At 41.5% G+C, this 22,086-nt stretch carries 19 protein-coding genes and 2 pseudogenes; 17 read left to right on the top strand and 4 right to left on the bottom strand.

The window, feature by feature from the left end; genetic code table 11:
- Positions 1-12: 12 nt before the first annotated feature.
- Together FD735_RS07400 and FD735_RS07395 are read right to left on the bottom strand one after the other, a co-directional pair.
- The gene (locus FD735_RS07400) at positions 13-807 is read right to left on the bottom strand and encodes a transporter substrate-binding domain-containing protein (protein WP_139658859.1); all 795 of its coding nucleotides are present in this window, start codon (positions 805-807) and stop codon (positions 13-15) included.
- Between the two features lie 10 nt (positions 808-817).
- Complete coding sequence (locus tag FD735_RS07395; protein WP_139658858.1) at positions 818-1,576, bottom strand: amino acid ABC transporter ATP-binding protein; 759 nt, start codon at positions 1,574-1,576, stop codon at positions 818-820.
- 177 nt (positions 1,577-1,753) lie between these two features.
- On the opposite strand from FD735_RS07395, the gene recJ reads away from it, so the two are divergent.
- The 15 genes and pseudogenes from recJ to brnQ all read left to right on the top strand — a co-directional run bounded on the left by recJ (position 1,754) and on the right by brnQ (position 18,987).
- Positions 1,754-3,973 (top strand): single-stranded-DNA-specific exonuclease RecJ, encoded by a 2,220-nt coding sequence (gene recJ, locus FD735_RS07390; protein WP_176553075.1) that lies wholly within the window; start codon positions 1,754-1,756, stop codon positions 3,971-3,973.
- A gap of 167 nt (positions 3,974-4,140) precedes the next feature.
- Positions 4,141-4,788: a CHAP domain-containing protein gene (locus tag FD735_RS07385; RefSeq protein WP_139658857.1), complete on the top strand. Its 648-nt coding sequence runs from the start codon at positions 4,141-4,143 to the stop codon at positions 4,786-4,788.
- Between the two features lie 505 nt (positions 4,789-5,293).
- Positions 5,294-6,955, top strand: coding sequence for a ribonuclease J (locus FD735_RS07380; protein WP_139658856.1), 1,662 nt, complete (start codon positions 5,294-5,296; stop codon positions 6,953-6,955).
- Positions 6,956-7,023: 68 nt separating this feature from the next.
- A complete protein-coding gene (locus tag FD735_RS07375; RefSeq protein ID WP_049477615.1) occupies positions 7,024-7,803 on the top strand; it encodes an alpha/beta hydrolase family protein in 780 nt (259 codons plus the stop codon).
- A gap of 103 nt (positions 7,804-7,906) precedes the next feature.
- Positions 7,907-8,605 (top strand): M57 family metalloprotease, encoded by a 699-nt coding sequence (locus FD735_RS07370; RefSeq protein ID WP_139658855.1) that lies wholly within the window; start codon positions 7,907-7,909, stop codon positions 8,603-8,605.
- 235 nt (positions 8,606-8,840) lie between these two features.
- Positions 8,841-10,055: an aminoacyltransferase gene (locus FD735_RS07365; RefSeq protein WP_139658854.1), complete on the top strand. Its 1,215-nt coding sequence runs from the start codon at positions 8,841-8,843 to the stop codon at positions 10,053-10,055.
- A gap of 4 nt (positions 10,056-10,059) precedes the next feature.
- The gene (locus tag FD735_RS07360; RefSeq protein WP_139658853.1) at positions 10,060-11,292 is read left to right on the top strand and encodes an aminoacyltransferase; all 1,233 of its coding nucleotides are present in this window, start codon (positions 10,060-10,062) and stop codon (positions 11,290-11,292) included.
- Between the two features lie 142 nt (positions 11,293-11,434).
- Positions 11,435-11,561 (top strand): annotated as a pseudogene (locus FD735_RS09950) (peptidase); the annotation flags it as partial.
- A gap of 101 nt (positions 11,562-11,662) precedes the next feature.
- Positions 11,663-13,510, top strand: coding sequence for an excinuclease ABC subunit UvrC (gene uvrC, locus FD735_RS07350; RefSeq protein ID WP_139658852.1), 1,848 nt, complete (start codon positions 11,663-11,665; stop codon positions 13,508-13,510).
- Positions 13,500-14,354, top strand: a complete 855-nt coding sequence (locus tag FD735_RS07345; RefSeq protein WP_139658851.1) for a metallophosphoesterase — start codon at positions 13,500-13,502, stop codon at positions 14,352-14,354. Before uvrC ends, FD735_RS07345 begins: the two co-directional genes overlap by 11 nt.
- Before the next feature lie 176 nt (positions 14,355-14,530).
- Positions 14,531-15,136 carry a nitroreductase family protein gene (locus FD735_RS07340; protein ID WP_000670152.1) on the top strand — a complete coding sequence of 202 codons (606 nt, stop codon included), beginning with the start codon at positions 14,531-14,533 and terminating at the stop codon, positions 15,134-15,136.
- A 12-nt stretch (positions 15,137-15,148) separates the two neighbouring features.
- A complete protein-coding gene (gene pepV, locus FD735_RS07335) occupies positions 15,149-16,549 on the top strand; it encodes a dipeptidase PepV (protein ID WP_139658850.1) in 1,401 nt (466 codons plus the stop codon).
- Positions 16,550-16,602: 53 nt separating this feature from the next.
- Complete coding sequence (locus FD735_RS07330; RefSeq protein WP_139658849.1) at positions 16,603-17,193, top strand: uracil-DNA glycosylase family protein; 591 nt, start codon at positions 16,603-16,605, stop codon at positions 17,191-17,193.
- Positions 17,190-17,477, top strand: a complete 288-nt coding sequence (locus FD735_RS07325) for a rhodanese-like domain-containing protein (RefSeq protein WP_139658848.1) — start codon at positions 17,190-17,192, stop codon at positions 17,475-17,477. Before FD735_RS07330 ends, FD735_RS07325 begins: the two co-directional genes overlap by 4 nt.
- Positions 17,478-17,661: 184 nt before the next feature.
- On the top strand, positions 17,662-18,987 hold the full coding sequence (gene brnQ, locus FD735_RS07320; protein ID WP_176553064.1) for a branched-chain amino acid transport system II carrier protein: 1,326 nt from the start codon (positions 17,662-17,664) through the stop codon (positions 18,985-18,987).
- 46 nt (positions 18,988-19,033) lie between these two features.
- Here the strand turns inward: brnQ and FD735_RS07315 are convergent, their stop codons facing one another.
- Entirely contained in the window at positions 19,034-19,573 is a 540-nt protein-coding gene (locus FD735_RS07315; protein ID WP_139659113.1) for a DUF1307 domain-containing protein, read from the bottom strand.
- Positions 19,574-19,891: 318 nt separating this feature from the next.
- Positions 19,892-20,442 (bottom strand): annotated as a pseudogene (locus FD735_RS07310) (DUF1307 domain-containing protein).
- A gap of 139 nt (positions 20,443-20,581) precedes the next feature.
- On the opposite strand from FD735_RS07310, the gene FD735_RS07305 reads away from it, so the two are divergent.
- On the top strand, positions 20,582-21,619 hold the full coding sequence (locus FD735_RS07305) for a M42 family metallopeptidase (protein WP_139658845.1): 1,038 nt from the start codon (positions 20,582-20,584) through the stop codon (positions 21,617-21,619).
- 1 nt (position 21,620) lies between these two features.
- Positions 21,621-22,082, top strand: a complete 462-nt coding sequence (locus FD735_RS07300; protein ID WP_139658844.1) for an HIT family protein — start codon at positions 21,621-21,623, stop codon at positions 22,080-22,082.
- Positions 22,083-22,086: the final 4 nt, after the last annotated feature.

Genomic DNA, 22,086 nt, shown 5'->3' with positions numbered 1-22,086 from the left:
GGGTGTCCCTCCTTAATCTGCAGTATGGCTAGATGGTTTGAGCTTGTAACGGTCATAAAGTTTCTGCAAACTACCGTCCTTGGTCCATTTAGTGACCAAGCTATCAAGATAGTTGTTTAGCTCGGTATTTGATTTCTTGGTGACGATACCGTAGTCAGATGGCTTGAAACTATCATCTAGTAGTTCTGTCCGTTTACTAATGTAGCCTGACAGGATAGAGCGGTCCACGGAAAAGGCATCAATACGGTGAGCGTGAAGGGAAGTAATCAATTCTGGGTAGGAACCAAGTTCGACAAATTTAAAGGTTAGACCTTTCTTTTTACCCAGTTCAGTAATCAGGCGTTGGGTGATGGAACCTTGGGCAACCCCAATGGTTTTACCGTTTAGATCTTCAATGCTTTTGATGTTGGCAGATTTATTGACCAAAAAGCCGGAAGCATCCGTATAGTAGGGACTGGTGAAGTTGTATAATTTTTTACGATCGTCTGTGATGGTGAAGGTTGCGATATCCATGTCGACCTGTTCGTTGTCTAGTAGTGGACCGCGGGTTTGAGCGGTAACAGGAACGTAGCGAACCTTGACCTTGAGTTCGTCTGCAATCATCTTGGCTAAGTCAGTTTCGATACCAGAATAAGTCCCTGTCTTGGGGTCCTTGTAGCCAAAATTGGGAACGTCTTGTTTGACACCGACAACTAGTTCGCCTCTTTTTTGAATGTCTGCGACGGTGGTATCAGCTTGGACTGGTTTGGCAGCAGCAAGGCTGAAAAGGCTAATCAATAATGCGGATAAAAAGAGTTTCTTTTTCATAGGCGCCTCCTTATTTGACTTTGTCACTTTCGTGGTTGATAATTTTGCTGAGGAATTGTTTGGCACGAGGTTCGCTTGGATTGTCGAAAAAGTCATCGACATCTGTCGTATCTACTAAAACTTCTCCGTCAGCCATAAAGATGATGCGGTCCGCAACTTCACGGGCAAAGCCCATTTCGTGGGTAACGATGATCATGTTCATCCCATCATGCGCCAGTTTCTGCATAACTGCTAGAACATCTCCGATAGTCTCAGGATCAAGAGCAGATGTTGGCTCATCAAAGAGGAGGAGTTCCGGATGCATGGCAAGACCACGTGCGATGGCGATCCGCTGTTTTTGTCCACCAGACAGCATAGCTGGGTAGGAATCTTTCTTGTCCCACATGTTTACAAATTCCAGATATTTTTGGGCTGTTTTTTCAGCTTCTTTTTTATCAATTCCTAGAACTTTTATGGGCGCGAGTGTTACATTTTCTAACACTGTTTTGTGTGGATAAAGGTTAAAATGCTGGAAAACCATGCCAACTTCCTTACGAAGAGGAACTAAATCTTTCTGGCTAGCACCTGCTACTTGGTGTCCATTGACTCGGAGACTTCCTTTGTCAACAGCCTCCAAACCATTGATCGTACGGATAAGAGTGGACTTCCCAGAACCGGAAGGTCCAAGCAGGACAACAACTTGTCCTTTTTCAAAACGGAGATTGATGTCGCGGAGTGCGTGGTAGTCTCCGTAATATTTTTCGACGTTTTTAAATTCTACTAAAGCCATGAGAGATCTCCTTTGTGTTAGATTTTATAACATGATTCTACAACAAAAGAATGTTCTTGTCAAATCATATCTGAAAAAAATTCACTAAAATATTATAAAAAAGCAATCTGGATAGAGAAAATGCCTAAATCATGTTATAATGAAACGATAGAATTCTTAGAAAGAGTGGATGTCTTTTTGATAACTCCTACTTATGAATGGCAGTTTGCCCCGCAGGTTGAAGATGCGGATTTTACAAAGATAGCCAAGAAGGCTGGGCTGGGTCCTGAGGTGGCTCGATTATTATTTGAAAGAGGAATTCAGGATGAAGAAAGTCTAAAGAAGTTTTTAGAACCTTCTTTAGAGGACTTGCATGACCCCTATCTGCTCCATGATATGGACAAGGCAGTGGAACGGATTCGTCAGGCCATTGAAGAAGGGGAAAACATTCTCATCTACGGAGACTACGATGCGGATGGTATGACTTCAGCGTCGATTGTGAAGGAAAGTTTGGAACAGCTTGGCGCCGAGTGTCGTGTTTACCTGCCCAATCGCTTTACCGATGGCTATGGCCCTAATGCCAGTGTCTATAAATACTTTATCGAGCAAGAGGGGATTTCCTTGATTGTGACAGTGGACAATGGGGTTGCAGGTCACGAGACTATTGAACTAGCTCAGTCTATGGGAGTAGATGTCATTGTGACCGACCACCATTCCATGCCGGAAACCCTTCCTGAAGCCTATGCAATTGTTCACCCTGAGCATCCGGATGCGGACTATCCCTTCAAACAGTTGGCTGGTTGTGGAGTGGCTTTCAAGCTAGCTTGCGCTCTTTTAGAAGAAGTGCAAGTAGAATTGCTTGATTTGGTCTCTATCGGAACCATTGCCGATATGGTGAGCTTGACAGATGAAAACCGTATCATGGTTCAATATGGTCTGGAAATGCTGGGGCATACTCAGCGTATTGGTCTACAAGAAATGCTGGACATGGCTGGGATTGCTGCGAATGAAGTGACAGAAGAAACGGTTGGCTTTCAGATTGCCCCTCGTTTAAATGCCTTGGGGCGCTTGGACGATCCTAATCCAGCTATTGATTTGCTGACTGGATTTGACGACGAGGAAGCTCACGAGATTGCCCTCATGATTCATCAGAAAAACGAAGAGCGCAAGGAAATCGTCCAATCAATCTATGAAGAAGCTAAGACCATGGTGGATCCTGAGAAGAAGGTCCAGGTTTTGGCCAAGGAAGGCTGGAATCCTGGCGTTCTGGGTATCGTTGCTGGTCGTTTGTTGGAAGAGCTAGGGCAGACAGTTATCGTTCTTAATATAGAAGATGGTCGTGCCAAGGGTAGCGCTCGTAGTGTGGAAGCAGTCGATATTTTTGAAGCTCTGGATCCCCATCGAGACCTCTTTATCGCCTTTGGCGGCCATGCTGGTGCAGCTGGAATGACGCTGGAAGTTGAGAAACTTTCAGATGTATCTCAAGTCTTGGAAGACTATGTCCGTGAAAAAGGCGCAGATGCTACTGGTAAGAACAAGTTAAATCTAGATGAAGAGCTAGACTTGGAGACGCTTAGCTTGGAAACGGTCAAAAGTTTTGAACGCTTGGCACCTTTTGGAATGGACAATCAGAAACCTGTCTTTTATATCAAGGATTTTCATGTCGAAAGTGCCAGAACCATGGGAGCAGGCAATGCCCACCTCAAACTAAAAATTTCCAAGGGTGAGGCGACTTTTGAAGTGGTGGCCTTTGGACAAGGTAGATGGGCGACAGAGTTTTCTCAAACCAAAAACCTAGAATTAGCAGTCACCCTGTCTGTCAATCAATGGAATGGCCAAACTGCCCTCCAGTTGATGATGGTGGATGCGCGTGTGGAAGGTGTTCAACTCTTTAACATTCGTGGGAAGAATGCAGTCTTGCCAGAAGGGGTTCCAGTTTTGGATTTCTCTGGAGAGTTGCCGGATTTGGCGAATAGTGATGCTGTGGTTGTGAAAACCATTCCTGAAGATATTACCTTGCTGAAGACCATTTTTCAGAAACAGGATTTCTCAGCTGTCTATTTCAAAAACGACATTGACAAGGCCTATTATCTAACAGGTTATGGGACCAGAGAACAGTTTGCTAAATTGTACAAGACCATTTACCAGTTCCCAGAGTTTGATATTCGTTACAAGCTGAAGGATCTGGCAACTTATCTCAATATCCAACAAATTTTGCTGGTCAAGATGATTCAGGTATTTGAGGAACTGGGCTTTGTGACGATCAAAGATGGTGTCATGACTGTCAATAAAGAAGCGCCGAAAAGGGAGATTGCTGAAAGTCATATTTACCAAAATCTCAAACAAACTGTCAAAAATCAAGAAATCATGGCCCTGGGGACCGTGCAAGAAATATATGACTTTTTGATGGAAAAATAGATGGAAAGAGGCTGAGATAACCTATCTCGGCTTTTTCTTTGTCTTTTCTTGAACAGATGTAGTAAAAGTATAACTATTTGTAACATGACTTAAATATAACTCTAAACGAACTGACATGTAAATCAGGTATGATTTCCTTATCAACAAAAAATAGGGAGAACATAGTTATGAAAAAAACAGTTACGAAACTGACTCTTGGTTTGACTTCTACCGCTATTTTAGCGACAGTTGGTGCTCAAACGGTTCATGCCAACTCTTACGTTGTCCAAGACGGAGATTCATTTTTTGCCATTGCTACTGCCAATGGTATGGATCCTTATGACTTGGCGGCTTTGAATGGGAAAACCATCTTTGATACCATCCACCCAGGAGATGTTCTCCAAGTGAGTGGTTCCGCTCAGGCTAGCTCAACCTACAGTGCTCCAGCTAGCACTGCGAACGTGGTATCTGATACAGAAGATGTTGTCGAAAAGACTCCGACAAACTATGGAAACTCTTATCCTGTTGGTCAGTGTACATGGGGCGTGAAAGAATTGGCACCTTGGGCTAGCAACTGGTGGGGAAATGCCAACACGTGGGCAATCTACGCGAGCGCTCAAGGCTATAAGACAGGAAGTGTTCCAGTAGTAGGAGCAATCGCCGTTTGGGATGGTGGTGAATATGGACACGTTGCTTATGTAACAGATGTTCAAAGTGAAAACTCTATCCAGGTATTGGAAGCAAACTACAGACGTCAAAAGCAGATTGCGAATTATCGTGGCTTCTTTAATCCACATGAATTTTTAGGTAACGTCACTTATATCTATCCAAACTAAAGATGATAAAAAGATTTAGAATTTCTAAGTCTTTTTTTCTGTGAAACTTTCTTTTTGTGATCTCGCTTCTAGTGGGTATTTGCCGAATAGTTTCTAGGCTTTATGGCGGACAGGAATTTCGTACTTTTGGATGTGGACAAGTGATGAATCCGTATAAAATTTTTTTAGAAAAGAGAAGTAAAAGGTAAGAAATCCTTTTATTATGAACTACAATAAACATTTTAGAATTCTAGAAATCTACCTGAAATCAAGTTGTATAGGAATTTGGCATGTCTGAAAGTTCAATCGTTTGATTTTCTACAGTCAGTCTTGAAAAGAGAGAACAAGGTAAAAGGGTTTGATTTTTAGTAGTGAACGATCTTAGGTTAAAATCCGATCTTCATTTTGAAAATAATCAAAAAAATGGTATAATGGTAGGAAAAGATTCGGCTGAAAGTTTGAGAACTTTTAGAATAAGAGGGTGAATTCGCCCTATAATCAAGATAAATTGAGTTTCGGAGGGAAAATGAGTAATATTAGTTTAACAACACTAGGTGGTGTACGAGAAAATGGGAAAAATATGTACATCGCTGAAATCGATGGTTCTATTTTTGTTTTGGATGCTGGGCTTAAATACCCTGAAAATGAACAACTAGGTGTTGATGTCGTCATTCCAAATATGGAATACCTTTTTGAAAATAGCGATCGTATCGCAGGGGTCTTTTTAACCCACGGACATGCGGATGCCATTGGTGCCCTGCCTTATCTTTTGGCAGAGGCTAAGGTGCCTGTGTTTGGTTCTGAGTTGACCATTGAGTTGGCCAAACTCTTTGTCAAAGGAAATGATACGGTTAAGAAATTCAATGACTTCCATGTGATTGATGAAGATACGGAGATTGATTTTGGAGGGACTGTGGTTTCCTTCTTCCGTACAACTCACTCTATCCCAGAAAGTTTGGGAATAGTCCTGAAAACAGCTGAAGGTAGCATCGTTTATACAGGGGACTTCAAGTTTGACCAGACAGCTAGCGAATCCTATGCGACGGATTTTGCTCGTTTGGCAGAAATTGGTCGTGATGGTGTCTTGGCACTCCTCAGTGATTCAGCCAATGCAGACAGCAATATCCAGGTGGCGAGCGAGAGTGAAGTTGGGGATGAAATTACCCAGACCATTGCAGACTGGGAAGGTCGTATCATCGTTGCCGCAGTTGCCAGCAACCTTTCTCGTATCCAGCAGGTTTTTGATGCTGCTGCAGATACAGGTCGCCGAGTTGTTTTAACTGGATTTGATATTGAAAATATCGTCCGCACTGCGATTCGTCTCAAAAAATTATCTCTAGCCAACGAAAGTCTCTTGATTAAACCAAAAGAAATGTCTCGTTTTGAAGACCATGAGTTGATTATCCTTGAGACCGGGCGTATGGGTGAGCCTATTAATGGACTTCGTAAGATGTCTATTGGACGCCACCGCTATGTGGAAATCAAAGATGGGGACTTGGTTTATATCGTAACGACTCCATCTATCGCCAAAGAAGCCGTCATGGCGCGTGTTGAAAACATGATCTACCAAGCTGGTGGTGTGGTGAAACTCATTACCCAAAGCTTGCGAGTATCCGGACATGGGAATGCGCGTGATTTGCAGTTGATGATCAATCTCTTGCAACCTAAGTATCTTTTCCCTATCCAAGGGGAGTACCGTGAGTTGGATGCGCATGCCAAGGCTGCTATGGCAGTGGGGATGTTGCCAGAACGTATCTTTATCCCTAAAAAGGGAACAACCATGTCCTACGAACACGGGGACTTTGTTCCTGCTGGCGGAGTTTCTGCAGGTGATGTCTTGATTGATGGAAATGCCATCGGAGATGTTGGAAATGTTGTCCTTCGTGACCGTAAAGTCTTGTCAGAGGACGGGATTTTCATCGTTGCCATTACCGTAAATAGACGTGAGAAAAAAATCATCGCCAAGGCGCGAGTTCACACGCGTGGATTTGTCTACCTCAAGAAGAGTCGAGATATTCTCCGTGAAAGTTCAGAATTGATCAACCAAATCGTGGAAGACTATCTCCAAGGTGAAGATTTCGACTGGGCTGATCTCAAAGGGAAGGTTCGTGATGGCTTGACCAAGTACCTCTTTGATCAAACCAAGCGTCGTCCAGCAATCTTGCCAGTCGTGATGGAAGCAAAATAATAAGCAGAATACCTACAGAAAAAGTCGAAATTCGGCTTTTTCTTATAGAATAGTAAAAGGAGACAACCATGGCAGTTATGAATATTGAGTATTACTCAGAAATTTTGGGTATGGAGTGGGGCGTTACGGTACTCTATCCAGATGCTAGTCGGGTGACTGAACCAGATTGCACAGATATTCCTGTTCTTTATCTTTTGCATGGAATGTCAGGAAATCAAAATAGCTGGCTCAAACGTACCAATGTCGAGCGCTTGTTGCGTGGAACCAATCTTATTGTCATCATGCCCAATACTAGCAATGGCTGGTACACAGATACTCAGTACGGCTATAACTACTATACTGCTCTAGCAGAAGAGTTACCTCAGGTAATGAAACGTTTCTTCCCCAATATGACCAGCAAGCGAGAAAAGACCTTCATAGCAGGTCTCTCCATGGGTGGTTACGGTTCCTTCAAACTCGCTCTATCGACGAATCGTTTTTCTCATGCGGCTAGTTTTTCTGGTGCGCTCAGTTTTCAGGAATTTTCTCCTGAAAGTCAGGATCTGGGGTCACTTGCCTACTGGCGAGGAGTTTTTGGAGAGATTAAAGACTGGACAGCTAGTCCTCATTCGCTTGAAAGCATGGCTACAAAATCCGATAAAAAGACTAAACTATGGGCTTGGTGTGGAGAGCAAGACTATCTCTACTCTGCCAATAATCTCGCAGTGAAAAATCTCAAAAAGCTTGGTTTTGAGGTGACCTATAGTCACAGTCCAGGTAAGCACGAGTGGTACTACTGGGAAAAACAATTGGAGCGTTTTTTGGCTGCCTTACCAATTGACTTTGTCTTGGAAGAACGTTTATCTTAGTTTTAGGTTTCTTTCAGCTTTCTTCAGTAAAATAGAGAATCTATCTTGATAAGGAGAATGTGATTTCAAGATAGGTTCTTATTTTTATGAAAGGTGGGGCGTCATGTTCTGGATTATTCGATTATTCTTCCGATTTCTTTTGGGAATTTGGCGTTTCTTCTGGCGTCTGGTTTGGACTGTGGTCATTCTACTGCTCATTGCCTTTGGAGTGGTTTGGTATCTGACAGGTGATTTTCATTCTGCGGTCAATCAGGTTGAAAAAATGAGTAAGATTAGTCAAGGTGGCTGGAATCAATGGAAGGAGACGGGAACGCTGGAAGTCTTGTCTCAGACAGACAGTCACCAACATGCAGAAGGCAAGTGGGCTCAGGCCTCAGCTCGCATCTATATTGAACCTCAAATGGATGAGACCTTCCAAGGTGCCTATGCAGAAGCTATAAAAAACTGGAATCAAACGGGAGCCTTTACCTTTGAGGTGGTTGCGGATCCTAGCCAGGCAGATATTGTGGCAAGTGAGATGAATGATGGATCGACCGCTGTAGCAGGTCAAGCCGAGAGTCAAACCAATTTGTTAACCAATCAATTTATATCTGTAACGGTTCGCCTGAATCACTATTATCTATCCAATCCAAACTATGGTTATTCTTATGAACGAATCGTGCACACGGCGGAGCACGAGCTGGGACATGCCATTGGATTGGATCATACCAACGAGACTTCTGTCATGCAGCCAGCAGGTTCTTACTATGGGATTCAGCCTCAGGATGTAAACAAAGTAATAGAATTGTATGTAGGTAATTGATAGATGAATAGCTTAATTTGCTTGTTCAAAAGCTAATTCAACGAATTTTATACTACTCGTTTTGTTGAAAAAGATTTTCTAAATGACATATTCTACCTTGTTTCTTCGAACTATTTATAGAACGAGTGACTGTTATTTAGTCTCTATACTGGGAGATTTTTGAAGATTATTTTTCTTTATTTTTTTAAAAAAAAATAGTAAAATAGGATTCATATTAGTAGAAAATGGAAAGTACATGTATTATTATCGAGTTGGTATTTCCGCTGAAGAACATGATGGCTTTGTTAGACGTAGTTCGTTAGTGAATCTATTGCAAAGTAGTGCTTGGGCAAGTGTAAAAAGTGAATGGGAAAATGAAAGAGTTGGATTTTATAGTGATAATAAAATAGTGGCGGTAGCTAGTTTACTTTATAGATCTTTACCCTTTGGTTTTACAATGTGCTATATTGCCAGAGGTCCAATTATGGATTATACGGACCAATCTTTGATGGATTTTGTATTTTCTTCACTTAAAACGATTGCAAAGAAAAAACGAGCACTTTTTATTAAAATCGATCCAGCACTTTGTTTGAGTAAAACTTATAATGACAATCAAGTTTATGATTGCTCAGAGAAAACTCTAGAAACGCTAAATTATTTGCAAAAACTAGGTTTTATTTGGTCTGGTCAGACAAGTGGAATGGTTGATACTATTCAGCCTCGTATACAGGCAAAAGTGTATAAAGAAAATTTTGATGAGAAGTACCTACCAAAATCGGCGAGACAAGCTATTCGAACTGCACAAAACAAAGGAATAAATACTCAGTTTGGTGGAATTGAATTATTAGAATTATTTTCTTTTCTAATGAAGAAGACGGAGGCAAGAAAAAGTATTCATTTGCGGAATGAAGCCTACTATCGAAATTTGCTATTGTCTTTTCCAGGCCATGCTTATATAACATTATCTACACTTGATTTGTCAAATCGATTGCATATTTTAAAAGAACAAAGAGATCAGAATCAAAAAATTCTAGAATCCTTATCAGATACTGTTAAGTCTTCGAAATATCAAAGTAGGCTACAAGAAAGCGAAAGGTTGAATGAAGAAATTCTATTTTTGGAGAAGCATATTTCTTCAGGTGTTCAAGTTGCTCCCTTATCAGCCACTTTGACTTTGGAATTTGGGCAGACATCTGTAAATTTATATGCAGGAATGGATGTAGAATTTAGACGTTATAATGCCCCAATTTTAACATGGTATCGAACACTACAACGTGCATTTGAAAGAGGTTCTCTCTGGCAAAATCTAGGAGGTATTGAACATACAAGAGATGGTGGACTTTATCGTTTTAAAGCTAATTTTAATCCAACTATTGAGGAATATTTAGGAGAGTTAACTCTGCCGATTCATCCTATGTATCCGTTAATAAATCTCCTATTTAATCTTCGAAAAAAATATCATAGAAAGTAAATGTATGACACTAACTGTACTTACTAAAGAAGACTTTCGCATTTATTCAGAATCAATTACCTCCCGCTCGTTTTTACAATCAATCCAGATGGGAGAATTGTTAGAGAAGCGAGGAGCAACGGTGACCTACCTTGCTCTAAAGCATACAGAGACCATTCAGGTTGCCGCATTGGTTTATAGTTTGCCAATGACAGGTGGACTGCACATGGAAATCAATTCTGGTCCAATTTATAGCGATTCAGCTTATCTAAAGGAATTTTACAAAGATCTCCAAGTGTATGCCAAACAACATGGGGCTCTGGAGTTGATTGTCAAACCTTACGATACTTTTCAAAGTTTTGATACTAATGGGAATCCAGTGACAGAGGAGCAACCAGAAATTATTCAGTGTCTGACGAATCTAGGATATTGTCATGATGGTTTACAGATTGGTTACCCAGGTGGGGAACCTGATTGGTTATATGTCAAGGACTTAGAAGGAATCACAGAGGAGAATTTAATTCGATCTTTTAGTAAAAAGGGAAAACCCTTGGTTAAGAAAGCTAGAAGCTTTGGCATTCAATTGAGACGATTAAAACGTGATGAATTATCTATTTTTAAAGATATTACTGCTACGACATCAAAAAGAAGAGAATACAGTGATAAAAGTTTAGAATATTACGAACATTTTTATGATGCATTTGGAGACCGGGCTGAATTTATGGTTGCGACTTTAAATTTTCAAGATTATCTTTCTCAACTGGAGAAGAATCAAGAAAATCTATCCAAAAAAATAGCAGATTTTGATGAGGCACTAAGAAAATCTCCTTATTCAGCTCAGAAGAAAAAAGAGCATAAAGAATTGCTACATCAATTTGAAACTTTTGAGGTTCGTAAAGCAGAAGCACATAAATTGATAGCCAAGTATGGGGAACAAAAGGTTGTATTGGCTGGTAGTCTTTTTATCTATATGCCTCAAGAGAGTACCTATCTTTTTAGTGGTTCTTATACAGAATTTAATAAGTTCTATGCACCAGCATTGCTTCAAGAGCATGTTATGTTAGAGAGTATAAAGCGTGGAATTCCTGTTTATAATTTCTTAGGGATTCAAGGAATATTTGATGGAAGTGATGGTGTTCTTCGCTTTAAGCAAAACTTTAATGGCTATATTGTAAGGAAGGCAGGAACTTTCCGTTATTATCCTTCTCCTCTCAAGTATAGAATTATTTGTCTGATAAAAAGGATGTTAGGCCGATAATTACGGCTACCCCAAAAAGTTAGTTGTTGTATAGCTTTTGGAGTGTAGTTCTGTACTTCTTTTTTCTGTGTTTTATTTGAGTCAAATGAATAAAAGGGGAAATTTAGGAAGTAGTATAGAAATTTTACTTATACAAAGAATATTAGGGTATCCTATAAATCTATAGCGACACCAACGAAACTTCTGTCATGCAGCCAGCAGGTTCCTATTATGGGATTCAGCCTCAGGATGTGAGAGCTGTTCAAGAACTCTATACCAGTAGCGACTAGCTGAAGTCGGTGTAATCTAAAATGAAATCCAAGCTCCTCCATCAAGTGATCGGTGGGGCTTTTTGTTCGTCCTGTCACGGCCTTTTTGCTATAATGGAACTATGAATAACTTGATCAAATCAAAACTAGAGCTCTTGCCGACCAGCCCTGGTTGTTACATTCACAAAGATAAAAACGGTACCATTATCTATGTTGGAAAGGCTAAAAATCTGCGCAACCGTGTGCGCTCCTATTTCCGTGGAAGTCACGATACCAAGACTGAGGCTCTGGTATCTGAAATTGTGGATTTTGAATTTATCGTCACTGAGTCCAATATTGAGGCACTTCTCCTAGAAATCAATCTTATCAAGGAAAATAAGCCCAAGTACAATATCATGCTCAAGGATGATAAGTCCTATCCCTTCATCAAAATCACCAATGAACGTTATCCTCGCTTGATTATCACCCGTCAGGTCAAAAAGGACGGAGGTCTTTATTTTGGCCCTTATCCAGATGTAGGGGCAGCAAATGAAATCAAGCGACTACTGGATCGGATTTTTCCTTTTCGGAAATGCACCAATCCGCCGTCTAAGGTTTGTTTTTATTACCATATCGGCCAGTGTGTGGCCCATACCATCTGTAAAAAAGATGAGGCCTATTTCCAGTCCATGGCTCAGGAGGTTTCTGACTTCTTAAAAGGACAGGATGACAAAATCATCGATGACCTCAAGGGAAAGATGGCATCCGCAGCACAAAGTATGGAGTTTGAACGTGCAGCGGAATATCGTGACCTGATTCAGGCCATTGGAACGCTTCGGACCAAGCAAAGGGTCATGGCAAAAGATTTGCAAAATCGGGACGTCTTTGGTTACTATGTGGATAAGGGCTGGATGTGTGTTCAGGTTTTCTTTGTCCGTCAAGGCAAGCTCATTGAGAGGGATGTCAATCTCTTCCCCTACTACAATGATCCGGACGAGGACTTCTTGACCTATGTGGGACAATTCTATCAAGAAAAATCTCACCTGGTTCCCAATGAAGTATTGATTCCGCAGGATATTGACGAAGAAGCAGTCAAGGCCTTGGTGGATACCAAGATTGTCAAACCCCAACGTGGAGAGAAAAAGCAACTGGTCAATCTAGCCATCAAAAATGCCCGTGTCAGTCTGGAGCAGAAGTTCAATCTGCTAGAAAAATCTGTCGAAAAGACACAAGGAGCTATTGAAAATCTAGGACGCTTGCTTCAAATACCAACTCCGGTTCGCATTGAGTCTTTTGACAACTCCAACATCATGGGGACCAGTCCTGTTTCGGCCATGGTGGTCTTTGTCAATGGCAAACCGAGTAAAAAAGACTACCGAAAGTACAAGATAAAAACGGTTGTTGGACCAGACGATTATGCCAGTATGCGTGAGGTTATTCGCAGACGTTATGGTCGAGTACAGCGAGAAGGTTTAACTCCGCCAGATTTGATTGTGATTGATGGGGGACAAGGTCAAGTCAATATCGCCAAGCAAGTCATCCAAGAAGAGCTAGGTTTGGATATCCCAATTGCAGGTCTGCAAAAGAATGATAAGCACCAAACCCATGAATTGCTCTTTGGAGATCCGCTGGAAGTGGTGGAGTTGTCTCGCAATTCTCAGGAATTTTTCCTCCTCCAACGCATCCAAGATGAGGTACACCGCTTTGCTATCACTTTCCACCGCCAACTGCGCTCCAAAAATTCTTTTTCATCTCAATTGGATGGGATTGACGGTCTGGGCCCTAAACGCAAACAGAATCTCATGAAGCATTTTAAATCTCTCACTAAAATCAAGGAAGCCAGTGTGGATGAAATTGTCGAAGTTGGGGTGCCAAGAGCAGTCGCAGAAGCTATTCAGAGAAAGTTGAATCATCAGGAAGAAGTGGAGTTGGCTCAAGTGGCGGAAGAGAGAGTAGATTACCAAACGGAAGGAAATCATCATGAACCATAAAATCGCAATTTTATCAGATATTCATGGCAATGCGACGGCGCTAGAAGCAGTGATTGCAGATGCTAAAACTCAAGGAGCCAGTGAATATTGGCTCATGGGAGACATTTTCCTCCCTGGTCCAGGTGCAAATGACTTGGTCGCTCTGTTAAAGGAACTTCCTATCACGGCAAGTGTTCGAGGCAATTGGGATGATTGTGTCCTTGAGGCTTTAGATGGGCAATATGGCTTGGAAGACCCACAGGAAGTCCAGCTCTTGCGTATGACGCAGTATTTGATGGAGCGAATGGATCCTGCAACGATTGACTGGCTACGAAGCTTACCTATGCTAGAAAAGAGAGAAGTTGACGGACTGCGTTTTTCTCTTTCTCATAATTTGCCAAATAAGAACTATGGTGGTGACTTGCTAGTTGAGAATGATACAGAGAAATTTGACCAACTCCTAGATGATGAAGTTGATGTGGCAGTCTATGGTCATGTTCACAAGCAGTTGCTTCGTTATGGCAGTCAAGGGCAACAAATCATCAATCCAGGTACCATTGGTATGCCTTATTTTAATTGGGAAAAGTTAAAAAATCACCGTGCCCAATATGCCGTGATAGAAGTGGAAGATGGGGAATTGGTAAATATTCTATTCCGAAAAGTTGCTTATGACTATGAAGCAGAGTTAGAATTGGCCAAGTCCAAGGGTCTTCCTTTTATCGAAATGTATGAAGAACTACGTCGAGATGACAACTATCGGGGGCACAATCTAGAACTCTTAGCTAGTTTAATTGAAAAGCATGGGTATGTGGAGGATGTGAAAGATTTCTTGGAGGCTATAAAGTCAGAATATAAGGTAGACTAGTTTCTTTACCCCCCCTTGAAAAATAGTTGGTACTGGATGAGGGGAAACCTGATTTTAATAATAAGTTTAAATCCAGGGCTTCATCCGTGTTCCAATTTCTTTCTATGAAAAATCTCTGCAAGCTCTTTCAAAATATGGTAGAATGGATGCAGTAGAATTAGAAAAGGAAATCGATTATGAAATTTCTTGAATTAAATAAAAAACGTCATGCGACTAAGCATTTTACTGATAAACCGGTAGATCCCAAAGATGTGCGTACGGCTATCGAAATCGCAACCTTGGCCCCAAGTGCCCATAACAGCCAGCCATGGAAGTTTGTGGTGGTTCGTGAGAAAAATGCTGAATTGGCAAAATTAGCTTATGGTTCGAACTTTGAGCAGGTATCATCAGCGCCAGTGACCATTGCCTTGTTTACAGATACAGATCTTGCCAAACGTGCCCGCAAGATTGCCCGAGTTGGTGGTGCAAAGAATTTCTCAGAAGAGCAACTTCAATATTTCATGAAGAATTTGCCTGCCGAGTTTGCGCGTTACAGTGAACAACAAGTCAGCGACTACCTAGCACTCAATGCAGGTTTGGTTGCCATGAATTTGGTTTTGGCTCTGACAGACCAGGGAATCGGTTCTAACATTATTCTTGGTTTTGACAAATCAAAAGCCAATGAAGTTTTGGATATCGAAGACCGTTTCCGCCCAGAACTCTTGATTACAGTGGGTTACACAGACGAAAAATTGGAACCAAGCTATCGCTTGCCAGTAGATGAAATCATCGAGAAAAGATAGAAGGAAGAAAAAATGACAGCAATTGATTTTACAGCAGAAGTAGAAAAACGCAAAGAAGACCTCTTGGCTGACTTGTTTAGTCTTTTGGAAATCAACTCAGAACGTGATGATAGCAAGGCCGATGCTGAGCATCCATTTGGACCTGGGCCAGTAAAAGCCTTGGAAAAATTCCTTGAAATCGCAGACCGTGATGGCTATCCAACTAAAAATGTTGATAACTACGCAGGACATTTTGAGTTTGGTGAAGGAGAAGAAGTTCTCGGAATCTTTGCTCACATGGACGTGGTGCCAGCTGGTAGCGGTTGGGACACGGACCCTTATACACCAACTATCAAAGACGGTCGCCTTTATGCGCGTGGGGCTTCAGATGATAAGGGACCTACAACTGCTTGTTACTATGGTTTGAAAATCATCAAAGAATTGGGACTTCCAACTTCTAAGAAAGTTCGTTTCATCGTCGGAACAGACGAAGAATCAGGCTGGGCAGACATGGACTACTACTTTGAACATGTAGGACTTGCGAAACCAGACTTCGGTTTCTCTCCAGACGCTGAATTCCCTATTATCAATGGTGAAAAAGGGAATATCACGGAATACCTCCACTTTGCAGGTGATAATACAGGTGCTGCTCGCCTTCACAGCTTCACAGGTGGTTTGCGTGAAAACATGGTACCTGAATCAGCAACAGCAGTTGTTTCAGGTGACTTGGCTGACTTGCAAGGGAAACTAGATGCTTTTGTTGCAGAACACAAACTCAGAGGAGAAATTCAAGAAGAAGCTGGCAAATACAAGGTTACCATCATTGGTAAATCAGCTCACGGTGCTATGCCTGCTTCAGGTGTCAATGGTGCGACCTACCTGGCCCTCTTCCTCAGTCAGTTTGACTTTGCTGGACCAGCCAAAGACTACCTCGACATCGCTGGTAAGATTCTCTTGAATGACCATGAGGGTGAAAATCTCAAGGTTGCTCATGTGGATGAGAAGATGGGTGCCCTTTCTATGAATGCTGGTGTCTTCCGCTTTGACGAAGCAAGTGCTGACAATACCATTGCTCTCAACTTCCGTTATCCAAAAGGAATAAGTCCAGAGCAAATCAAGTCAATCCTTGAAAACTTGCCAGTTGCTTCTGTTAGCCTTTCTGAACACGGTCACACCCCTCACTATGTGCCAATGGAAGATCCACTTGTGCAAACTTTGTTGAATGTCTATGAAAAACAAACTGGGCTTAAAGGTCACGAACAAGTCATCGGAGGTGGAACCTTTGGTCGCTTGCTGGAACGTGGGGTTGCCTACGGTGCGATGTTCCCAGACTCAATCGATACCATGCACCAAGCCAACGAATTTATCGCCTTGGACGATCTCTTCCGAGCAGCAGCAATCTATGCAGAAGCTATTTATGAATTGATCAAATAAAACGATAGAAGTCTGAGATTTTATGCTTGGACTTCTTTTTGGAGGGAAAACAGATGTCTCAAATTGAAAGAATCAAGCAAGCCATTATGGCGGATCCGCAAAATACCAGCTATACAGAACGCGGAATCGAACCTCTCTTTGCGGCGCCAAAAACTGCCCGTATCAATATTGTCGGTCAGGCTCCTGGGCTTAAAACGCAAGAAGCTGGGATTTATTGGAAGGATAAGAGTGGCGATCGCTTGCGTGAGTGGCTAGGTGTGGATGAAGACACCTTTTACAATTCAGGTTATTTTGCAGTTCTGCCCATGGATTTTTACTTTCCTGGACATGGCAAGTCAGGCGACCTTCCACCTCGTACAGGTTTCGCAGAAAAATGGCATCCGCAACTCTTGCAAGTGTTGCCCAATATCCAATTAACTCTCTTGATTGGACAGTATGCCCAAGCCTACTATTTACAGGAGAAAGTTAGTGGCAAGGTAACAGAGCGGGTGAAACACTACAAAGACTATTTACCAGAATTTTTCCCTCTGGTGCATCCGTCACCTCGTAATCAAATCTGGATGGCTAAGAATCCTTGGTTTGAGTCAGAAGTGGTGCCCGATTTGAAAAAAAGAATTCAAAAGATTCTTGGAAAAACAAAATGAAAGAAATTACTTTTAACGATTTTTACCAGCTTTACCAGAATAGCTCACTTTCTGTGCTGGATGTGAGAGAAGTAGAAGAGTTCGAGACGCTTCATTTAGAAGGTGCTCAGAACCTACCACTTAGTCAATTGGCTGATACTTATGATCAATTGGGCAAGGACCTCTTGTATTATGTCATTTGCAAATCTGGGATGAGGTCAGCGCGTGCTTGTCAATTTCTAGCTGAACAGGGTTATGACGTTATCAATGTCCAAGGTGGAATGACGGCCTTTGAAAATCTTTAAACCTATATGGCGATAGATCCTAGTCTTCCCTTGCTCGGTTCCAACTGAGTGAGGGATTTTGTTTTTAGATAATTCTTATTTTTAAAAATATTGAAAACATTCAATGATTAATTTTGGATACTTTTTTCAGAGTCTTAATCATGGTATACTAGGTCAGTATTTTAGAAATATGAAGGAGATTTTTATGGCTAAAAAAGGTGCCCTAACAGGCTTGCTCCTGTTTGGAATATTTTTTGGTGCGGGGAACTTGATTTTTCCGCCTTCTCTAGGTGCCTTATCTGGAGAACAGTTTCTTCCTGCCATCGCAGGTTTTGTCTTTTCAGGTGTCGGTATTGCCGTCTTGACACTTATCATCGGAACGCTCAATCCTAAAGGATACATTTATGAGATTTCTAAGAAAATCTCACCTTGGTTTGCGACTCTTTATCTTGCAGTCCTCTATCTATCGATTGGCCCATTCTTTGCTATCCCACGTACAGCAACAACAGCTTACGAGGTCGGCATCAGCCCTCTCTTGTCTGAAGCAAATAAAGGCCTAGGATTGATTATCTTTACCGTGCTTTACTTTGCCGCAGCCTATCTGATTTCGCTCAATCCATCAAAGATTTTGGATCGTATCGGACGAATCTTGACGCCAGTCTTTGCTTTGCTTATCGTTATCTTAGTTGTACTAGGTGCCTTTAAATATGGCGGAACAAGTCCTCAAGTAGCTTCAGAAGCCTATCAAGCATCTGCTTTCGGAACAGGATTCTTAGAGGGGTATAACACCTTGGATGCCCTTGCCTCAGTTGCCTTCAGTGTCATCGCTGTTCAAACCTTGAAACAACTTGGATTTTCAAGTAAGAAAGAATACATCTCAACTATTTGGGTTGTTGGTATTGTGGTAGCTCTTGCCTTCAGTGCTCTCTATATTGGTCTAGGATTCCTTGGAAATCACTTCCCAGTTCCGGCAGAAGTCATGAAGGGTGGAACTCCAGGTGTTTATATCTTGTCACAAGCAACTCAGGAAATCTTTGGTTCAACGGCTCAACTCTTCCTTGCTGCCATGGTAACTGTAACCTGCTTCACAACGACAGTTGGCTTGATCGTATCTACAGCTGAGTTCTTTAACGGACGCTTCCCACAAATCAGCTACAAGGTCTATGCAACTGCCTTTACCATGATTGGATTTGCCATTGCTAATCTTGGTCTTGATGCAATCATTAAGTACTCAGTGCCAGTACTGGTAATCTTGTACCCAATCACCATCGCCATTGTGATGATCGTGATTGTTAATAAGTTTGTCGCCCTATCAAAACCGGGCATGCAGTTAACTATTGGGCTTGTTACCGCTATTGCTCTTGCAAGCGTCCTTGGAAGTTCCTTTAAGATTGAGTTTCTAGAAAATCTGATTAATGCCCTTCCGTTTGCGTCAGCCTCTCTTCCATGGCTAGTGCCAGCTATTATCGGAATCTTGCTTTCATTGGTTCTACCAAACAAACAAGAGAGTGATGTTTTTGAGATGGAATAAAAAAACCTTGGCATAAGCCGAGGTTTTTTATTTTTGTAAAAGACACTTAGTTAGTTTTTTCAGTATATCCAAGATCTTTTAACATTTTCTTAGAAGCAGTAAAGCTAACATAGTTACCTACGCCTGAGTATTCTTCTGGTAAGGCTTTTCTAAGTTCGTCAATACTTGCGACTGTGAAGTCGACTTCAGCATCTTGAACGACCTTTCCATCTTTGATTTTGATGCTATGAGTAACACCTTTGAGGCCTTGATATCCTTTATAAGTTTTTTCAACAAATGCTTTAAGAGTTTCAGCAGTAGTATCAAGAGCCTCTGGATCATAGACATTATGACCTGATTGTTTCAATACTTTGTCTCCATCTACAGTGTAGGTTAAAGTAGAATTAAAGCCAGTACGAGTATCATTTACAAAGGTCACAGTTTTTACTTCAGATTTGTTTTCTGTAGCTTGCTGGCTAGTAGATTCTACCTGAGTAGTTTCACTTTTTGCTGAGCTAGTTGATGAGGTTGTTGATTTTTTTGAACATCCCAATAAGATAGCTAATGGTAGAGCTATACAAAGAGTCATTTTAAAATATTTGTTCATGTCTTTTCCTTTCATAATCAAAGTATTTTGTATTATAACATGATTCTACTTCAAAATCAACTAGACCTCCCCTCTCATCTGACCTGACATGACAACGAATAGAAACTAGTCTGACGGTTAAAGTTTTGTCTCTATCTGTTTCAAAAATCTTTTATCATATGGCTTTATAAGGGTGTGAAGTTTTAAATGCACTTTTTATGGGATTGGGAGGAATCTATTGGACTCATCGGTTAGGGATGTAATAAAATACCCCAAGAGTTAGAGTTGTGTCTAACTTTTGGGGTGGACCTACACTAGTCTATATGAAATTTTAGGAGATTAGTTCGTCTTTTCTGTGAATCCCATTTTTCCAGTGCTTTTTTAGAGTTTGAGAAACTCACACGATTACCGATACCAGAATATTCTTCAGGAAGTGCTTTTCTAAGTTCGCTAATGCTTGCAACTGAGAAATCAACTTCTAGATCTTGAACAACTTTTCCATCTTTGATTTCAATCGTTTGTTTAACACCTTTGAGTCCATTATAACCTTTGTACTTTTCTTCGATAAAACTCTTGACATCTTCTGGAGTTGCACCAAGGATTTCAGGATCAGCAATGTTATTAGCTGATTGCTTGATAACATTGTCGCCTTCTACAGTATAAACCAAGGTAGAAGTGATTCCAGAATTATTTTTGTTTACAAAAGTATGTGTTTTAGTTGTTTCTTTCTTTTCAGATGATTGTTGACTGCTTTGTTTGCTCTCACTTGACTGAGTTGTTGTGTCTTCTTTGCTACTGCTGTTGGTAGGTGTTGATGCTTGTTTGGAACATCCGAGCAGGAGAACAAGTGAAGCCACAAGGGCTAGTGATACTTTAAAGTATGATTTCATATTTGTTACTTTCCTTTCATAATCAAAGTATTTGTATTATAACATGGATCTATAGTGAAAGCAACTAAACACAGTTTTTCTCCTTTTGAGAAGGAGTCTGACTAGAAAAATGTTATAATGGTAGGAAAGAGGTGAAGAAATGAATCAGACTATAAACTATATCAAAGAACTAACCGCTATTGCATCTCCAACAGGCTTTACTCGTGAGATTTCAGACTACCTAGTCCATACTTTAGAAGAGCTTGGTTACCAGCCTGTTCGCACAGCCAAGGGTGGTGTCAATGTGACCATTAAAGGTCAAAATGATGAACAACACCGCTATGTGACTGCCCACGTGGATACGCTGGGTGCTATTGTTCGTGCAGTCAAACCAGATGGCCGTCTCAAATTGGATCGTATCGGTGGTTTTCCTTGGAACATGATTGAAGGAGAAAACTGTACGGTTCATGTGGCTAGCACAGGTAAAAAGGTATCTGGAACCATTCTCATCCATCAAACTTCTTGCCATGTCTACAAAGATGCGGGAACTGCTGAACGCACACAGGACAATATGGAAGTGCGTTTGGATGCAAAAGTAACCAACGAAAAAGAAACCCGCGCCTTGGGCATCGAGGTCGGTGATTTTATCAGCTTTGACCCGCGAACTGTCGTGACAGAGACTGGTTTTATCAAGTCACGTCACTTGGATGACAAAGTCAGCGCAGCGATTTTGCTCAATCTTCTTCGTGTTTATAAGGAAGAGGGAATTGAGTTGCCAGTAACAACTCATTTTGCTTTTTCAGTCTTCGAAGAGGTGGGCCACGGTGCTAACTCCAATATTCCAACTCAAGTGGTGGAATATCTAGCTGTCGATATGGGGGCAATGGGAGATGACCAGCAGACGGATGAGTATACAGTGTCTATCTGTGTCAAGGACGCTTCAGGTCCCTATCACTATGACTTCCGTCAACACTTGGTAGCTTTGGCGAAAGAGCAAGATATTCCATTTAAGCTCGACATCTATCCATTTTACGGTTCGGATGCTTCAGCGGCTATGTCTGCAGGAGCAGAGGTCAAACACGCCCTCCTTGGAGCTGGTATTGAGTCCAGTCACTCTTACGAACGAACACACATTGATTCGGTCGTGGCGACTGAGCGTATGGTTGATGCCTATCTCAAGAGTGCATTGGTAGACTAATATGTGCTTGATTTGTCAAAGAATTGAATGGATCAAGGCAGGGGAAAATCCCTACTTTGTAAAAGAACTAGAAACAGGCTATGTTGTCATTGGAGACCACCAATACTTTAAGGGCTATACCTTATTTCTGGCAAAAGAGCATGTCACAGAACTCCACCATATGGAAACTTATGTAAAACTTCGTTTTCTAGAGGAAATGAGTTTGGTCCAAGAAGCTGTCGCCAAAACGTTTAAAGCTGAAAAGATGAACATCGAACTTCTAGGAAATGGAGATGCCCACGCTCACTGGCACCTCTTTCCAAGACGATCAGGTGATATGAGAGGGCATGGATTGAATGGCCGTGGTCCAGTCTGGTGGGTGCCCTGGGAAGAAATGGCGGCAGAAGATTGCCAAGTGAAATCCCATGAGTTGGAACAAATGATTAAAGCCCTATCCGATGAATTAGAGAAGCACTTGGTATAAGAGA

It is taken from the genome of Streptococcus sp. 1643 (assembly GCF_006228325.1).
GTDB lineage: Bacteria > Bacillota > Bacilli > Lactobacillales > Streptococcaceae > Streptococcus.
The sequence above is the reverse complement of the archived record's forward strand: the minus strand, read 5'-3'. Positions and strand labels throughout refer to the sequence as shown.

Excerpts from the sequence above, each read along its gene's own strand:
- FD735_RS07400 (WP_139658859.1), bottom strand. The coding sequence starts at position 807 with ATGAAAAAGAAACTCTTTTTATCCGCATTATTGATTAGCCTTTTCAGC.
- FD735_RS07395 (WP_139658858.1), bottom strand. The coding sequence starts at position 1,576 with ATGGCTTTAGTAGAATTTAAAAACGTCGAAAAATATTACGGAGACTAC.
- FD735_RS07385 (WP_139658857.1), top strand. The coding sequence starts at position 4,141 with ATGAAAAAAACAGTTACGAAACTGACTCTTGGTTTGACTTCTACCGCT.
- FD735_RS07380 (WP_139658856.1), top strand. The coding sequence starts at position 5,294 with ATGAGTAATATTAGTTTAACAACACTAGGTGGTGTACGAGAAAATGGG.
- FD735_RS07375 (WP_049477615.1), top strand. The coding sequence starts at position 7,024 with ATGGCAGTTATGAATATTGAGTATTACTCAGAAATTTTGGGTATGGAG.
- FD735_RS07370 (WP_139658855.1), top strand. The coding sequence starts at position 7,907 with ATGTTCTGGATTATTCGATTATTCTTCCGATTTCTTTTGGGAATTTGG.
- FD735_RS07365 (WP_139658854.1), top strand. The coding sequence starts at position 8,841 with ATGTATTATTATCGAGTTGGTATTTCCGCTGAAGAACATGATGGCTTT.
- FD735_RS07360 (WP_139658853.1), top strand. The coding sequence starts at position 10,060 with ATGACACTAACTGTACTTACTAAAGAAGACTTTCGCATTTATTCAGAA.
- uvrC (WP_139658852.1), top strand. The coding sequence starts at position 11,663 with ATGAATAACTTGATCAAATCAAAACTAGAGCTCTTGCCGACCAGCCCT.
- FD735_RS07345 (WP_139658851.1), top strand. The coding sequence starts at position 13,500 with ATGAACCATAAAATCGCAATTTTATCAGATATTCATGGCAATGCGACG.
- FD735_RS07340 (WP_000670152.1), top strand. The coding sequence starts at position 14,531 with ATGAAATTTCTTGAATTAAATAAAAAACGTCATGCGACTAAGCATTTT.
- pepV (WP_139658850.1), top strand. The coding sequence starts at position 15,149 with ATGACAGCAATTGATTTTACAGCAGAAGTAGAAAAACGCAAAGAAGAC.
- FD735_RS07330 (WP_139658849.1), top strand. The coding sequence starts at position 16,603 with ATGTCTCAAATTGAAAGAATCAAGCAAGCCATTATGGCGGATCCGCAA.
- FD735_RS07325 (WP_139658848.1), top strand. The coding sequence starts at position 17,190 with ATGAAAGAAATTACTTTTAACGATTTTTACCAGCTTTACCAGAATAGC.
- brnQ (WP_176553064.1), top strand. The coding sequence starts at position 17,662 with ATGGCTAAAAAAGGTGCCCTAACAGGCTTGCTCCTGTTTGGAATATTT.
- FD735_RS07315 (WP_139659113.1), bottom strand. The coding sequence starts at position 19,573 with ATGAACAAATATTTTAAAATGACTCTTTGTATAGCTCTACCATTAGCT.
- FD735_RS07305 (WP_139658845.1), top strand. The coding sequence starts at position 20,582 with ATGAATCAGACTATAAACTATATCAAAGAACTAACCGCTATTGCATCT.
- FD735_RS07300 (WP_139658844.1), top strand. The coding sequence starts at position 21,621 with ATGTGCTTGATTTGTCAAAGAATTGAATGGATCAAGGCAGGGGAAAAT.